15 protein-coding genes are annotated in these 13,779 nt (G+C 63.1%); 7 read left to right on the top strand and 8 right to left on the bottom strand.

What is annotated here, in order from left to right:
* Nucleotides 1–12 precede the first annotated feature (12 nt).
* Genes V6K60_RS11570 through V6K60_RS11580 form a run of 3 tightly spaced genes read left to right on the top strand, consistent with a single transcriptional unit; the run spans nt 13 to nt 3,034 of the window.
* The gene (locus V6K60_RS11570; RefSeq protein WP_332450732.1) at nt 13–1,302 is read left to right on the top strand and encodes a phenylacetate--CoA ligase family protein; all 1,290 of its coding nucleotides are present in this window, start codon (nt 13–15) and stop codon (nt 1,300–1,302) included.
* Complete coding sequence (locus tag V6K60_RS11575) at nt 1,302–2,603, top strand: phenylacetate--CoA ligase family protein (RefSeq protein WP_332450677.1); 1,302 nt, start codon at nt 1,302–1,304, stop codon at nt 2,601–2,603. The genes V6K60_RS11570 and V6K60_RS11575 overlap by 1 nt, the downstream gene beginning before the upstream one ends.
* Nucleotides 2,603–3,034: an ACT domain-containing protein gene (locus tag V6K60_RS11580; RefSeq protein ID WP_332450678.1), complete on the top strand. Its 432-nt coding sequence runs from the start codon at nt 2,603–2,605 to the stop codon at nt 3,032–3,034. The genes V6K60_RS11575 and V6K60_RS11580 overlap by 1 nt, the downstream gene beginning before the upstream one ends.
* 72 nt (nt 3,035–3,106) lie before the next feature.
* Here the strand turns inward: V6K60_RS11580 and hxlA are convergent, their stop codons facing one another.
* Nucleotides 3,107–4,396 carry a 3-hexulose-6-phosphate synthase gene (gene hxlA, locus V6K60_RS11585; protein ID WP_332450679.1) on the bottom strand — a complete coding sequence of 430 codons (1,290 nt, stop codon included), beginning with the start codon at nt 4,394–4,396 and terminating at the stop codon, nt 3,107–3,109.
* Between the two features lie 152 nt (nt 4,397–4,548).
* On the opposite strand from hxlA, the gene V6K60_RS11590 reads away from it, so the two are divergent.
* Entirely contained in the window at nt 4,549–5,511 is a 963-nt protein-coding gene (locus tag V6K60_RS11590; RefSeq protein ID WP_332450680.1) for a TIGR03557 family F420-dependent LLM class oxidoreductase, read from the top strand.
* 49 nt (nt 5,512–5,560) lie between these two features.
* Here V6K60_RS11590 and V6K60_RS11595 read toward each other — a convergent pair whose 3' ends face one another.
* From V6K60_RS11595 to cobT, 7 genes are all read right to left on the bottom strand, one after another.
* Nucleotides 5,561–5,899, bottom strand: coding sequence for a P-II family nitrogen regulator (locus V6K60_RS11595; protein ID WP_332450681.1), 339 nt, complete (start codon nt 5,897–5,899; stop codon nt 5,561–5,563).
* A gap of 10 nt (nt 5,900–5,909) precedes the next feature.
* On the bottom strand, nt 5,910–7,109 hold the full coding sequence (locus V6K60_RS11600; RefSeq protein ID WP_332450682.1) for an ammonium transporter: 1,200 nt from the start codon (nt 7,107–7,109) through the stop codon (nt 5,910–5,912).
* A 332-nt stretch (nt 7,110–7,441) separates the two neighbouring features.
* Nucleotides 7,442–7,969 (bottom strand): nitroreductase family protein, encoded by a 528-nt coding sequence (locus V6K60_RS11605; RefSeq protein ID WP_332450683.1) that lies wholly within the window; start codon nt 7,967–7,969, stop codon nt 7,442–7,444.
* A 78-nt stretch (nt 7,970–8,047) separates the two neighbouring features.
* On the bottom strand, nt 8,048–9,244 hold the full coding sequence (locus V6K60_RS11610) for a TraB/GumN family protein (protein ID WP_332450684.1): 1,197 nt from the start codon (nt 9,242–9,244) through the stop codon (nt 8,048–8,050).
* Nucleotides 9,237–9,779 carry a YkgJ family cysteine cluster protein gene (locus V6K60_RS11615; RefSeq protein ID WP_332450685.1) on the bottom strand — a complete coding sequence of 181 codons (543 nt, stop codon included), beginning with the start codon at nt 9,777–9,779 and terminating at the stop codon, nt 9,237–9,239. The genes V6K60_RS11610 and V6K60_RS11615 overlap by 8 nt, the downstream gene beginning before the upstream one ends.
* A complete protein-coding gene (locus V6K60_RS11620; protein WP_332450686.1) occupies nt 9,767–10,321 on the bottom strand; it encodes a GMP synthase subunit A in 555 nt (184 codons plus the stop codon). The genes V6K60_RS11615 and V6K60_RS11620 overlap by 13 nt, the downstream gene beginning before the upstream one ends.
* 37 nt (nt 10,322–10,358) lie before the next feature.
* A complete protein-coding gene (gene cobT / locus V6K60_RS11625) occupies nt 10,359–11,375 on the bottom strand; it encodes a nicotinate mononucleotide-dependent phosphoribosyltransferase CobT (RefSeq protein WP_332450687.1) in 1,017 nt (338 codons plus the stop codon).
* Between the two features lie 334 nt (nt 11,376–11,709).
* On the opposite strand from cobT, the gene V6K60_RS11630 reads away from it, so the two are divergent.
* The 3 genes from V6K60_RS11630 to V6K60_RS11640 are packed head-to-tail and all read left to right on the top strand — an operon-like array spanning nt 11,710 to nt 13,770.
* Complete coding sequence (locus tag V6K60_RS11630) at nt 11,710–12,144, top strand: phosphatidylglycerophosphatase A (RefSeq protein ID WP_332450688.1); 435 nt, start codon at nt 11,710–11,712, stop codon at nt 12,142–12,144.
* Entirely contained in the window at nt 12,141–12,851 is a 711-nt protein-coding gene (gene cobS / locus V6K60_RS11635; RefSeq protein ID WP_332450689.1) for an adenosylcobinamide-GDP ribazoletransferase, read from the top strand. Before V6K60_RS11630 ends, cobS begins: the two co-directional genes overlap by 4 nt.
* A 37-nt stretch (nt 12,852–12,888) precedes the next feature.
* Nucleotides 12,889–13,770, top strand: a complete 882-nt coding sequence (locus tag V6K60_RS11640) for a nitrite reductase (RefSeq protein WP_332450690.1) — start codon at nt 12,889–12,891, stop codon at nt 13,768–13,770.
* Nucleotides 13,771–13,779: the final 9 nt, after the last annotated feature.

Consider the following 13,779-nt stretch of genomic DNA (forward strand, 5'->3'; position numbering starts at 1 on the left):
CGATGGGATACTATGTTCTGGAACAGAGCGATGGAGACGATCCGCCCTGATGAACTCGCGGATCTACAACTCAAGCGGCTGAAGTGGTCGCTGAATCAAGCACAGAAGGTTGGGCTATACCAGAGGAAGTTCAAGGAAGCGGGCGTCTCTCCAGACGATATCAGGACGCTTGACGACCTCGAGAAACTTCCTTTCACCTACAAGAAGGAACTCCAGGCCGGATACCCGTTTGGCCTCTTTGCGGTTCCCATGAAAGAGATCGTCAGGATCCACACCACCTCCGGCACGACAGGGAAACCGACCGTCGTCGGCTACACCCGGCAGGACCTGGATAACTGGTCGGAACTGATCGCACGGAACATGACGATGATCGGCCTTGGAGAGGACGACGTCTTCCAGAACGCGGTCAACTACGGTCTCTTCACCGGAGGGCTCGGGTTTCACTACGGCGCCGAGAAGATCGGGGCGACCGTGCTCCCGAGCGCAACGGGAAACACCCGCCGCCAGATCGAGATGATCGAGGACTTCGGGGTGACCGCGATCCACTGCACCCCGAGTTACGCCCTCCACCTCGCCGAGGTGGCCGAGTCGATGGGGAAGACGCTGGACTCCCTCAAAACCGGGATCTTCGGGGCCGAACCCTGGTCGGAGAGTATGCGGGCAGAGCTCGAGCGGCGCCTCGGCGTGACGGCATACGATAGTTACGGCCTCTCAGAGATGTACGGCCCGGGTGTGGCGTTCGAATGCCCGGAGCACAACGGTCTCCACCTCTGGCACGACTGCTACCTTGCAGAGGTCATCGACCCTAAGACGGGCGAGCGGCTCGCTCCCGGAGAACGGGGCGAACTCGTCATCACCCCGCTCATCAAAGAGGCCCTGCCGCTCATCCGCTACCGCACCGGCGACATAACCCAGCTGATGGAGGATGGATGTACCTGCGGGCGCGGACAGAAGATTGCACGGCTCACGGGCCGCAGCGACGACATGCTGGTCATCCGGGGGATCAACGTCTTCCCCTCACAGATCGAGCACGTGCTCCGGTCCCTCCCTGAGGTCGGAGAGCAGTTCATGGTATATATCGATCGCATCAAACATCTGGATGAGATGACGATCGAGGTAGAGATGAGCAGAGCGGGGTTCTCCGGCGAACTCCAGGACCTCGCCCGCACGCAGAAGAAGATCGCCGGCGAGCTCCATAACACGCTCGGGCTCCGGACCGCGGTGAAACTGGTGGAGCCGGGGTCGCTCCCCCGGTTCGAGGGGAAGGCGAAACGGGTCATCGACCGGCGGGGCGCGATCTGATGGCGCCCTGGAATCCACGAGCGGAGGAGATGCCGCCTGATGAGTTGCGGCGACTCCAGTTCAAACTCGCGAAATCCCTGATCTACCGGCTCTACAGCTTCAACGACTTCTACCGGCGCCGGATGAAGGAGCAGCAGGTTCACCCTGACGACATAAGGACACTCGAGGATATCGCGAAACTCCCGTTCATGTACAAACGAGACCTGCGGGACGGCTACCCGGACAAGATCTTCACCGCCGAGCGGAACGAGCTGGTCCGATACCACGTCTCCTCCGGGACGACGGGAAAGCCGACGGTCGTGGGCTACACGGAGCGCGATATCGAGAACTGGAGTGAGTCGCTGGCACGAGGGTTCTCCTCCTGCGGCCTCGGACCGGGTGACGTGATCCAGGTGAGTTACGGCTACGGCCTCTTCACCGGCGGCCTCGGCGCCCACTACGGCGCCGAACGGGTCGGTGCCACCGTCCTCCCCACAAGCGTCGGGAACACGGAGCGGCAGGTCGAGCTGATGCAGGACCTTCACGTCACCGCGATCGCCTGCACCCCCTCCTACCTCCTCCACATGGGGGAGGTGGCGGAGAAGATGGGGGTCTCGATCAAGAACGACACCGATCTGCGGATCGGCTTCCTCGGTGCCGAGCCCTGGTCGGAGCAGATGCGGAGCCGGATCCAGGACTGGCTCGGGATCCGCGCCTACGACATCTACGGGACGAGCGAACTCTCCGGGCCCATGTTCACCGAGTGTGCCGAGCAGCAGGGGATCCACATATGGGGCGACCTCGCGCTCGTCGAGATCGTGGACCCCGAGACCGGCGAGGTGCTCGAGCCCGGGGAACAGGGCGAGCTGACCATCACCATGCTCCAGAAAGAGGCGCTGCCCATGGTCAGGTACAGGATCGGGGATCTCACCGTCCTCGAAGAGGACGCCTGCGCCTGCGGCCGGACCCATCCGCGCATCGGCCGGATCCGGGGAAGGGTGGACGATATGCTGATCGTCCGGGGCATCAACGTCTTCCCGTCGCAGGTGGAGCACGTGCTGCTTGAGATCCCGGACGTCGGCAGGCACTTCCAGATCGTCGTCGACCGGAAGGGTGCGCTTGATTCCATGCTCGTACGGGTGGAAGTGAGCGAGGAGGCGTTCTCCGACAAGATCACCGACCTTATGGTGATCAAGAGGAAGGTGGAGCACCGTCTGCGCAGTTCCCTGAACGTGGGCGTGGACGTGGAACTGGTCGAACCGGGCACCCTGCCGAGGTTTGAGGGAAAGTCTAAGAAGGTTGTTGACAGGAGGTCATTGTAATGGAGAAGTCATATATCGTCAAACAGATCTCAATCTTTTCGGAGAACCGTCCCGGGCGCCTCGCGGCGATCGCCGGTGCGCTCCGGGATGCGAAGATCAACATCTTTGCATTCAGTATCGCTGAAGCGGACGGGTTCGGTGTCGTTCGCGCGCTCGTCGACCGGCCGGAGGACGCCCACCGAACACTGACCGGTCTCGGGTTCAGGGTCTCGTTCACCGATGTCATCGGCGTGAAGATGCGTGACGAGCCCGGCGGCCTCTCGGATATCGCGTCGATCCTCGGGGATGCGGGGATCAACATCGAGTATGCCTACGCCTACTCAGGGAAGGACGCGGCGGTCCTGATCCTGCGCGTGGACCAGGTCGAGGATGCTGTCCGGCACCTCCTTGACCGTGGCGGAGAACTCCTCAAGACGCCCCTCTCAAAATAGATCCCGGAGCCAGGGGGTACTCCCGGGCTCTCGTCTTTTTGAAGCGTGCGACACGCCGGTGTCCGCTGCCGATCAGTGCCGTTTCTCCCATTTCAGGAGTTCCGAGACCTCAGAGAGCGTCTTTCCGCGCCGGATCTCCTCGCGAATCCGCTCTTCGGTCTTTCTGACCTCCATCGCGCGCCGGGCAACCTCATACGCCCGCTCCCGGGGGATCACCACGACACCGCTCTCGTCGGCGACGATCCAGTCGCCCGGCCGCACCTCCTGTCCGCAGCAGGCGATCTCGGTGTTGATCTCCCCGAGGCCTTTGGGATCGCCAGCGTTCGGAACGGTTGCCGTGGCGAAGACCGGGAAGCCGAGCTCCCGGATGTCGTCGACGTCCCGGGCCGCTCCGTCGATAACGACGCCGCTAACCCCACGGTTCATCGCGGAGTGGGTGGCAAGCTCCCCCCAGGGCGAGACGTCCCGCCGGCCGTCGTTACTGATAACAAGCACGTCGCCCGGTCCGGCGACGTCGATCGCCTCGACGGGTTTTGCCCAGTCCCCGGCAACGGTCCGGACCGTCACCGCCCTGCCGACCGCTTTCACCCGGCCAGAGAGAGAGACGACGCCCGCCATCGCCCCTTTCCGGTGCATGGCGTCGGTGACGTTCGGTGCGGAGACCGCTTCGAGCAAGCGACGGATTGCGGCTTCCTGGCTCTCCTCCTCCCGCGGCCGGATCTCGGGCCGATCGATTGCGCTCCGCACCTGCCGTGCCGCCCCGGTCACGTCGGCTGCCTTGATGATGTTCCCCCCCACGATGACGATCGAGGCCCCGGCGGCGACTGCCTCGGATGCGGTCTCTGCATCGAGCCCTCCTGCAACGGCGATCGGGATCTGCACCTCTCCCGCGAGGCGATGGAGGAGGTCGAGCGACGACCTCCCGATCATCTGCTGATCAATGCCCACGTGGGCGTTGATGTAGTCGACGCCGAGCGCGGCAAGTTCCCGCGACCGGGAGACAGGATCGGTGACGTTGATGAGGTCGGCCATGATCCGGACGCCGTACTTGCGAGCCGAGCGCACCGCCTCGGTTATGACGGTATCGTCGGCATCGGCGAGGATGCAGATGATGGCGGCACCGGACTTTGCCGCCATCTCTACCTCGATGGCCCCGGTGTCGGCGATCTTCATGTCCGCGACGATCTCGTGACCGGGGAAGCGCTCCCGGAGCGTCCGCACGGCCTGCATCCCCTCGCTCTTGATCAGGGGCGTCCCGGCCTCAATCCAATCCGCACCGCCACGGACCGCTTCTTCTGCGATCTCTACCGCACGATCGAGCTCAAGGAGATCGAGCGCCACCTGGAGAGTAGGCGTTGCCATGCAGTATGGTATGATAGGATTCTATTTATGGGAGATCCGGCCGGGGGAAACCTATATCCATGAGATGAACGAGGTAGCCGGCGCCCACGCCGCCCCTGCCCCGGGAAAGAGGGGACAGGCAGCCGTATGGGTGGCACGGATGTGATTGAAGGATGGTTGAAATAGGATACAAACTGGCGAGCGAAGAGCATGGGGCCCTTGACCTGGTCTGCTACGCCCGCCAGGCTGAAGATGCCGGCTTCACGTTTGCCATGATATCGGATCACTACCACCCCTGGACAAACCAGCAGGGGCAGAGCCCGTTCGTCTGGGGGGTCCTCGGCGGCATCTCGCAGGTGACGGCAGATCTTCACCTGGTGACCGGGGTCACCTGCCCGACGATCCGGACGCACCCGGGGATCATCGCCCAGGCCGCCGCAACCGCAGCGAGCATGATGCCCGGACGGTTCAGTCTGGGCCTCGGGTCGGGCGAGAACCTCAACGAGCACGTCTTCGGCGACCCCTGGCCCGCGGCCCCCATCCGGATAGAGATGCTTGAGGAGGCGATAGAGGTGATCAGGCTGCTCTGGAAGGGGGGCATGCAGGATCATTACGGCTCCTTCTACACCCTGGAGAACGCTCAGATATTCACGCTCCCCGATGAGCTCCCTCCCATCTACATCGCGTCCGAAGGCCCGATCAGCGCTTCTCTGGCCGGGCGGGCCGGTGACGGGTTCATCAACCCGGGCACCAATGCGGAGGAGAACCTCATCATCTTCCGGGACTCCGGAGGCGGCGATAAGCCTGCATACATCGAGATATCGGTCTGCTGGGCAGAGACCGAGGAGGAGGGGCGGAGGACCGCCTATGAACAGTGGCCGATCGCGGCAAACGAGGGGGAGCTCAACAGGCTCCTTCCCACACCGGTCCACTACGAGCAGGTGGCGAAGATGGTGACGCCGGAGGACGTCGCAAAGCACGTCACCTGCGGGCCCGATCCTGACCCCGTCATCCGAAAGATCGAGGAGGGTGTCAGGAAGGGGTTCGACCACGTCTGCATCCACCAGATCGGGCAGCAGCAGCGGGAGTTCATGGAGTTCGCTACAAAAGAGGTTCTGCCGCACTTCACGAAGTAGCGGCAGTGGAATCTGAGAGGGCGGCACGGGAACCGGTCAAAGGGAGGGGTCAGGAGTCGGCCGGATCGCTCTGATCTGACCGCACCCTGCAGATACTCTCGACCGGCAGGACAAAGATCCTGCCGTCGCCCGGCTTGCCGGTCCGGCCGCTCGCCCGTACAATGTCGATGACCCTCTCAACATCGGCATCCCTGACGACCATCTCGATCTTCACCTTCGGGATGAGCTCGACCGGCATCGTCTTTCCTCTGAACCGAAGGGCTATACCTCTCTGTGCTCCCCGCCCCATGACCTCACTTACGGTCATGCCATAGATGCCAGCCGCCTCAAGCGCTGCCCGTACGGGGCCGAACATCTCCGGCCTGATGACTGCGCAGACCATCCTCATCCGCACCACCTCACACCCGCACGGACTCGCCGTGCTGGGCGATGTCCAGTCCGACATACTCTTCCTCCTCGGTGACCCGCAGCCCCATCACCGCATCGACGACCCTCGCGATGACGTAGGTCGCGCCGAACGAGTAGGCCACGACCACGCCCACATCCACTACCTGGATGAGGAACTGGCCCGGGTTCCCGTAGAGCAGACCCTCTACGCCCCCTATTGCCGCGACCGCAAAAGCCCCGGTTGCGAGAGCGCCAAAGATCCCGCCCATACCGTGGATCGCCCACGCATCGAGACTCTCGTCAAGGCCCTTCCGGACCCGGAAAAGCAGGGCCCCGTAGCAGAAAAGGCCTGCACCGGCCCCGATGGCAATCGCGGCCATGGGACCGACAAACCCGGCCGCCGGAGTGATGGCGACGAGCCCGGCGATGGCCCCGCTGATCATCCCCACTGAGCCTGGCCTGCCGCGAACCCAGGCAGCGCAGAGCCAGGCAAGGGCTCCCGCAGCGGCTGAGATGTTCGTCACGATAAATGCATTTGCCGCAAGGCCGTTCGCGGCAAGGGCGCTGCCGGCGTTGAACCCGAACCACCCGAACCAGAGGAGCGCCCCCCCAAGGAGGGCCAGGGGGATGTTGTTCGGCTCCATGCCGTGACCGCCGAAGCCAAGACGCTTCCCGATGACGAGGGCGAGGGCGAGCGCGAGCGCGGAGAACCCTGAGCTGATGTGGACGACCGTGCCTCCGGCGAAGTCAAGCGCACCGAACTGCGCCGCCCACCCGCCGCCCCATGCCCAGTGAGCGAGCGGGTCGTAGACCAGTGTCGTCCAGAGCAGGCCGAAGAGAAGGAACGAACCGATCCGTATCCGCTCCGCAACCCCGGATGTCACGATTGCAAGTGTGAGGCCCGCAAAGACCATCTGGAAGGCAACAAAGAGCAGGTCCGGGATGCCATCACCGCCCATCCCGATACCCTGCAGGAAGGCATACTCAAGACCCCCGATCAAGCCATGGATATCAGTGCCAAAGGAGAGGCTGTACCCGCAGACGACCCACTGGATGCTGACGAGGGCAAAGGCGATGAACGAGAGCGCGATCATAGAGATGAGGTTCTTCCGCCGGACGAGTCCGCCGTAAAAGAGTCCCACCCCCGGAGTCATCAGCATGACCATAGCTGTACAGATGAGAATGAACGCCGTAGCGCCGGTGTCAATCATACCCCGGCCTCCGGACTACCTGTTGGTTGGCTCCACCGCCCATAGGAAGGAAATTTCCTTCTATAGTTAATAAATATTTCTAAAAGCATCGTGTACCGTGAAGAGACAGGCACAGTTCGCAGTCAGATATGACCTACATGATGCGAGGACCATGATCGGGATCCGACAGGTATCCACCGGGCCTGTGCCTATCTGTGATCGGCAGGGCCTAAAAAGAACTCGTAGCGGCCTTCTGCCCATGCTGTCCGGCAAACCAGAGCGACGGATGAAAAAGACGTATGGGTGCCGCGGGGCCTGAAACAGAGAGAAAAAGGAATTTTTGTTACATCAGCCTATTCTTCTTCGTAGCGTTCGAAGAACGTGACCTCGTCGGGGGTCTTCTTCTTCGCGATCTGGATCTCCTCGGGGAACCCCGCGGGCACGAGAGAGACGAGCGTGTACTCTTCCGGGACGTTGAGGAGCTTCCGGACATCCTCGACGTAATCCTTCTTCTCACCCGCAACCCAGCAGGACCCGACACCCCATGCCTGGAGCGCGAGGAGGAGTTGCATCGTCGCCGCGCAGCAGTCTTCGAGATAGTACTTTGCATCCCGCTTCCCGAAGACGGCGAAGCAGATGGGCGCATCCGCGATGAACCTGGCGTTATCGGTCAGGTCCGCGATCGCCCGCAGCGTCTCGCGGTTCTGGATGGTCCCAAAGAGCCAGGGCTGCTCGTTTCTCGCCGTCGGGGCAAGGCGCGCGCAGTCGAGGGCGTCCTTGATGATCTTATCCTCGATCGGACTGTCCTTGTACTTCCGCACGCTGTGCCTGCTCCGTATCACGGTGACACCGAGGTTAACCGTTCCACCAATCGGACTCATGCAACGATGGTGGGCACTCCAGGCCTAAATACCTTGGGGAAATGGGGAGATAGGGGTGCCCCATCCGGAGGAGCGGCCCTAGAAGAGGGCCTGGATCATCTGCAACATGTTCGAGAAGCCGTCAGTGATGACCACCGTCGGATCGATCCCGAGGACGGGAAAGATGAACAGGAAGTAGGCAACGACCCCTATCGTGCACCCGACGTTCGCGAGAGCGGCGACCAGCACCACCCGGAAGAGCGGGATCCTCCGCATCTCCGAGAAGGTCTCCGCCGCGATGATCTGCCGGAGTTCTCCGGCGGTGGGCTTCCGGATCTTCGCCTCGACGGCCGCGGCGAACCACCCCGCCGCAAGCACCGGGTTGAGCGATGTCATCCACGAGACGGTAAACGCCGTGGCAGCCGAAAGGGGGTGTCCGCCGGCTGCAAGCGTGAATACGGCACTTAAAGCGCCGGTGATCAGGATCCAGTAGGCAAAAGCGGCGAGCAGGACGTCCAGGCCCACGCCGGAGAAGGCTATCGCGGCGAAGAGGAGGAGGAAGAGGCCGGTGACGGTCGCACCGATGATCTTCCCCCACGGCAGGCCCTTCACCTCGGCAGTCAGGGTCGGGAGCGGCGGCAGCGTCTCCGGTGCGTCGAGGTAGCGCTGCACCCCCTGGATGTGCCCGGCGCCGACGACCGCCAGCACCCGCTCATACCGGCTCCCGAGCATCAGGACCTGATGAGCGAGATATGCGTCCCGTTCGTCTATCAGGGCCTGGGCGCCCCGGGGAGAGAACTTCCGGAACTCCTCCATCGCGGCACTCACCACGTCCTGGTTCGTGAGCGCGTCCACATCGATCTCCTCACCCTCGACACTCACCAGCGAGTAGAGCAGGGCCCCGATGAACTTGATCTTCTCCCAGACCCCCATGTTACCCCAGAACCGGGCAAGCGTGATCCGGATATCCCGGTCGATGAACGCAACGGGCTTCTGGTGCGTTTGGGCCTCTTCGATGGCGGCCAGCATCTCGGAGCCGGGTTTCACGCCGGTCTCGGCACCGATACGCTGCTGGATGTAGGTGAGCACCCACTGGACAAGGAGCTGGCCGAAGTTTCCTCTCTTCAGGATATCCGCAACAGAGGGCTCGGGAACCTCCTCCGTGAGCGAGGTATACCGTCCCCTGTCGAGTTCGACACCGACGATATCGGGCTCGAACTCTTCAATAGCAGCCCGGACATCCTCGACGCTCTTCTGCGAGACGTGGGCCGTCCCGACGAGACGGATCTCAGTCATGGAGCACCTTTACGCCCTCGCTGTCGATCACGGCGCGCCTCCCCGGCGGCACCGTCACTCTCCGGTAGACGGCACAAAGACCCGCCTCCTCTGTTGCCTCGGCGGCGTGCCGCCTGCAGAGATCAGCCGCTGCGGCCTCTGCGTCGGGGGAAGAGAGGGGCGTGCCGAGACCGGGGCACTCAGAGACCAGCAGGTCGTCGTCGGCCAGCATGAACGGATAGGTGCGGCAGATCCAGGGGCGATGAGCGTAGATGGAACACCGCCCGTCGCGGAGAAACATACAGGCATCCGTCGTGCGCCGGAGGCACCAGGCAAGGGTATACTCCCCGCCGTTCCCGGCATCGATGAAGTCGGGATAGGGCTCGGCGACCTCATCCCAGGCCATGCTGGTCGCTGCCATGATCGTCCTGACCTCAGCGGGGCTCACCAGCACGAGGTTTGAGTCCTCTGCAACCCGCCGGCAGCAGGCGCCACACTCCCGGCAACGGAACCCGACGGACTCGATCCGGCTCGCAACGTCATCTATTCCGAGCATATCCTGTCAAAGTTCTCGAAGATAAGCCGCCCGTTGACGGTATGGCTGACCTCAGGGTGCCACTGGACGCCGTAGAGGCGTTCATCGGGAGACGCCATCGCCTCCACACCGCAGATGGTCGACTCTGCAAGTCGAACAAATCCTTCCGGAACCACCGAGACCTCGTCCGCGTGCGACGCCCAGACATGAACCCGGTCCGGGTAACCCTGAAGAAGATCGTTCTGTTCGAGTATATCGACCTCGACCGCGCCGAACCCGCCGCTTGCCCCCCGGCGGACCGCACCTCCCCGGGCCGTCGCCATGATATGCAGTCCAAGACAGATACCAAGGACCGGGAGGCCGAGATCGAGGTAGGCGGGAGCGGAGCCGGCACGGTCCAGGGTCGGGCCGCCGCCGAGGATGATGCCCCGGCAGCCCCGGGCGACCTCGGCCGGCGGCGTATCGTTCGAGATCATAGTGGTCTCAATATCCATATCACGGAGCGTCCTCTGGATCAGGTGGTTGAACTGTCCGTGATTGTTGACCACATAGAGTGGAAGCATTGCTTATAGATGGATGTAAAAAGGTATAGTCCTTCCCTCAGTCATATTTCTGAACGAAATCGAAGACTTTCCGGGTGATCTCCTCCGGTTCGTGGCCCATCAGGTAGGCGAGCGTCAGAGCCCCGCCCGCACCCATCCCCTCTTTGACCTCGCCGATGCAGTACCGGGCGAGCCCGACGTGCCCGATACCGGCAAAGTTCGGGTCGACGTAGTACGCCGCGGTGCCGACGTCGGCGACCGACCGGGCGAACCCGGCGGAGGGATCATCCCTGACGTAGACTGTCGTCGCAAGGCGCGGCACCCTCCTCCCGAGCGCTTTCAAGGTGGCCGCGACGGCAAGCATCTGGGTCCCCCCGGCGAAGAGGATCTCGCCGGAATAAGCGCTCGCGATCCCTGCCGCCACCGGCATCATGGGATCCCCCACGGCCCGGAGGATATCGAGAGGCTCGCGCGCGCCGGCAGCATTCATCCGGGCGAGCGCATCCCTGCAGACGGCTTCCTTCAAGTCCACCGGGTTTTTGATGAAAGCACTGCTGACCGAGGCGTCGTAGCCGAGCGCACGGAGGACACAGAGCGCGGTTGTCGTCCCGCCGGGGACGCACTCGCCGAGCATCAAAAAGTCGCTGTACTGCGCGAGCAACCGGCCGACCATCTCACCTCGCCCAAAGAGGAGCGCTGCGTTCGGCACCGCATCCTCCTTCCGGGGATCGCCGCCCGGGCTCCCGTAGACGTCCAGGCAGGGAACCGCGGGGACATGGGCAAGGCCCGCGTTGATGAGAACGGGAGAGAGACCGGTCAACTCCACCATGGACCGGGCGATGGTCGCCGGCGTCGGGCACCCGGTAGGGGTGTTCGGCCGGGCCGCGACGCTCGTGATCGCGCCGGTCGTGACGAGTTCTGCATCCAGATTCGGCGTGAGCAAAGTCCCTTTCGGGCTCGGCCCGGCGCCCGATATACCGGGGACGGTGGAGAGCATGGTATTGCCGAGGATGAACGCCATCATCGGGCGCTTCGGTCTGATCCCCGGGTCTTCTGAGAGGAATGGGTTGGACATCAGTATAGGGTTGGTCTGCAGGCTAGAAGAGATTGATGCCGGCCGGCAGAGCGCATGACGGGTGCCCGGTTCCAGGGCGGGTAGCGCCGGCCGGGGATCTCGGCGAGGCTGTGGACGGCTGCCTTCTCCAGGCCCGTGGCCGATCACGCCGGACGGAGTTTGAACTCGCGCCCATCGCCACTCGCACCTGACGGTGCTCAAACTTCTTCCCCTTCGGGGAAGTCGCACTTCGAAGACCTTCGGTCTTCTCACGCTCCGGCCGCTCGCACCTGCGGTGCGGGCGGCAATCGCAAACACAAACGCCAAAATACCCACCAGCCTCAATACTAGAACAATGTTCGAGATCGAACGCAGGCTGGAGGAGAAGGGTATCACGCGAGGAGATATCGTCGCCTCCGCGATGGAACTCTACGTCCCGCACGGGATCAGTGCGGAAGAGGCCGCGGGCAGACTGGATGAGAAGATCGGGAAGGCCCTTCTGGACCCGAACATCTCGTCGCTCCTCCTCGGCGCTATCCTGCTCGAGGACGAACTCTACGTGAAGCGGAAGAACTCCGAGATCGCTGACGATCCGGTCTTCCTGCTCTCGGACGAGATCATCGGGATGGCGATCGCCGAGGTGATCGGGGGGACTTACGCGCGGTTCGAGTTCACTCGCTACGACCAGAAGAAACCGGGGATCCTGGGCAAACTCGGGCCGTTCCTCGACGATGCCGTCGCCGGGCTGATCGCAGGATGCACGTCGCGCCTCTACAGTGAGTCAATGTGAAGTCCGTTCTCGCCCTCCTGCAGTTCTGCACGCCGCTCCCCCTGGGAAGGCCGGTCGAGTTCGAGCACTTCGCTCGCCGCTCTTACCTCTACCCGCTCGCGGGGTACGTGATCGGCGGTATAGCGGCTGTTATTGTCTCCTTCATAGCGTCGCCGGTGGTGGGTGCGGCTATCGCCCTCGCAACGGTGCTTCTTCTCTCCGGGTGCAACCACTTCGACGGCCTGCTGGACTTCGGCGACGGGCTCATGGCCCACGGGAGCCGGGAGAAGAGAATAGCCGCCATGACCGACCGGACCACCGGGGCCGGCGCCCTCGCGGCAGGGATCGTCGTCACGCTCATAGCGTTTGCCGGGCTGCAGACGGTCGCGTACCTCCCGGCGGCCATCCTTATCGCCGAGGTCTGTGCGAAGGTCGCGATGTCCTGCCTCACCACGCTCGGCGAACCCTTCCGGGAGGGGATCCACTCCTACCTCCACGGGTTTGCGAGACCATGGTTCCTCGTCCCGGCCATCCTGCTCGCGCTGCCCCTCTTCCTGCTGCCGGTCCCTGCACCGAGCATCGCGCTCGCCCTCGCGGTCACGGTCGCCATCGTTGTGCTGATGCTCTCCCTCTCCCGGCACCTCTTTGGCGGTGTCAACGGCGATGTCGTCGGCGCTACAAACGAGATCTCCCGGGCGGCGGTCATCCTCACCCTTGCCCTCCTGTGACCACCTTTTTAATCCCGGCGGCAACTACTACTGTAGAATGATGAAAGACTACGCCCTCTACTCCCGGGGAGGGGTCATCACTGAGCGGAACGCAGACTATGCGACGATACGATTGCGGATTCCGGCGGGGGTCCTCTCCGTAGATCAGGTCCGGCAACTGGCATCGATCAGCAAGAAATACGGGGACGGCTCCCTCCACCTCACCATGCGCCAGACCGTGGAGATCCCGCATGTGAACCCCGAGAACCTTGAGAAGATCGCAAAAGCCCTTGAGAAGAACGGGACTCCCATCGGGGCGGAGCATAATGAGGTCGTGAACATCATGGCCTGCCCGGGGACGGAGCGGTGCAAGTACGCCAACTGCGAGACGATCGACCTTGCCCGAAAGGTTGATGAGCGAGTTTTCGGAAAGGAGCTCCCGATACGGCTCCGTATCGCCATATCCGGTTGCACCCACATGTGCAACAGCCCACTCTTGCACGATATCGGGGTCATCGGCAGGATACGGCCGCTGCGCACCCCGGGACTCTGCACGGGGTGCGGCACCTGCGCGGAATACTGCAAAAAGTGCGCCATAGTGCTGAAGAACGGCGTATCGGTCCTCGAGGAGGGCAAATGCGTCCAGTGCGGCATATGCATTCACTCCTGCCCCTATCACCTCCTGAAGTCCGAGTATGACCATTACCAGATCATGGTCGGTGGCCGGCGCGGCGATGCACCCCGGATAGGAAGGGAACTCGTCACCGTCGAGACTGAGGAGGAGGTCGTCGAGGTGATCGACCGTATCGTCTACTGGATCTACCGCAGCGCCTGGAGCGATCGGCGTCTTGCCGATCAGATGGATGAGATCGGGTACGAGAAGTTCGCAGAAGGGATCCGCAAGGAGTTCGGGCCGGATAGGCAGGTCGCTGGTGAGTGAGAACCGGCC

The sequence above is a fragment of the Methanoculleus sp. genome (genome assembly GCF_036677455.1).
GTDB lineage: Archaea > Halobacteriota > Methanomicrobia > Methanomicrobiales > Methanoculleaceae > Methanoculleus.

Excerpts from the sequence above, each read along its gene's own strand:
- V6K60_RS11620 (WP_332450686.1), bottom strand. The coding sequence starts at position 10,321 with ATGCTTCCACTCTATGTGGTCAACAATCACGGACAGTTCAACCACCTG.
- V6K60_RS11570 (WP_332450732.1), top strand. The coding sequence starts at position 13 with ATGTTCTGGAACAGAGCGATGGAGACGATCCGCCCTGATGAACTCGCG.
- V6K60_RS11600 (WP_332450682.1), bottom strand. The coding sequence starts at position 7,109 with ATGATTGACACCGGCGCTACGGCGTTCATTCTCATCTGTACAGCTATG.
- V6K60_RS11590 (WP_332450680.1), top strand. The coding sequence starts at position 4,549 with ATGGTTGAAATAGGATACAAACTGGCGAGCGAAGAGCATGGGGCCCTT.
- V6K60_RS11640 (WP_332450690.1), top strand. The coding sequence starts at position 12,889 with ATGATGAAAGACTACGCCCTCTACTCCCGGGGAGGGGTCATCACTGAG.
- V6K60_RS11630 (WP_332450688.1), top strand. The coding sequence starts at position 11,710 with ATGTTCGAGATCGAACGCAGGCTGGAGGAGAAGGGTATCACGCGAGGA.
- V6K60_RS11610 (WP_332450684.1), bottom strand. The coding sequence starts at position 9,244 with ATGACTGAGATCCGTCTCGTCGGGACGGCCCACGTCTCGCAGAAGAGC.
- hxlA (WP_332450679.1), bottom strand. The coding sequence starts at position 4,396 with ATGGCAACGCCTACTCTCCAGGTGGCGCTCGATCTCCTTGAGCTCGAT.
- V6K60_RS11615 (WP_332450685.1), bottom strand. The coding sequence starts at position 9,779 with ATGCTCGGAATAGATGACGTTGCGAGCCGGATCGAGTCCGTCGGGTTC.
- cobT (WP_332450687.1), bottom strand. The coding sequence starts at position 11,375 with ATGTCCAACCCATTCCTCTCAGAAGACCCGGGGATCAGACCGAAGCGC.
- V6K60_RS11605 (WP_332450683.1), bottom strand. The coding sequence starts at position 7,969 with ATGAGTCCGATTGGTGGAACGGTTAACCTCGGTGTCACCGTGATACGG.
- V6K60_RS11575 (WP_332450677.1), top strand. The coding sequence starts at position 1,302 with ATGGCGCCCTGGAATCCACGAGCGGAGGAGATGCCGCCTGATGAGTTG.
- V6K60_RS11595 (WP_332450681.1), bottom strand. The coding sequence starts at position 5,899 with ATGAGGATGGTCTGCGCAGTCATCAGGCCGGAGATGTTCGGCCCCGTA.
- V6K60_RS11580 (WP_332450678.1), top strand. The coding sequence starts at position 2,603 with ATGGAGAAGTCATATATCGTCAAACAGATCTCAATCTTTTCGGAGAAC.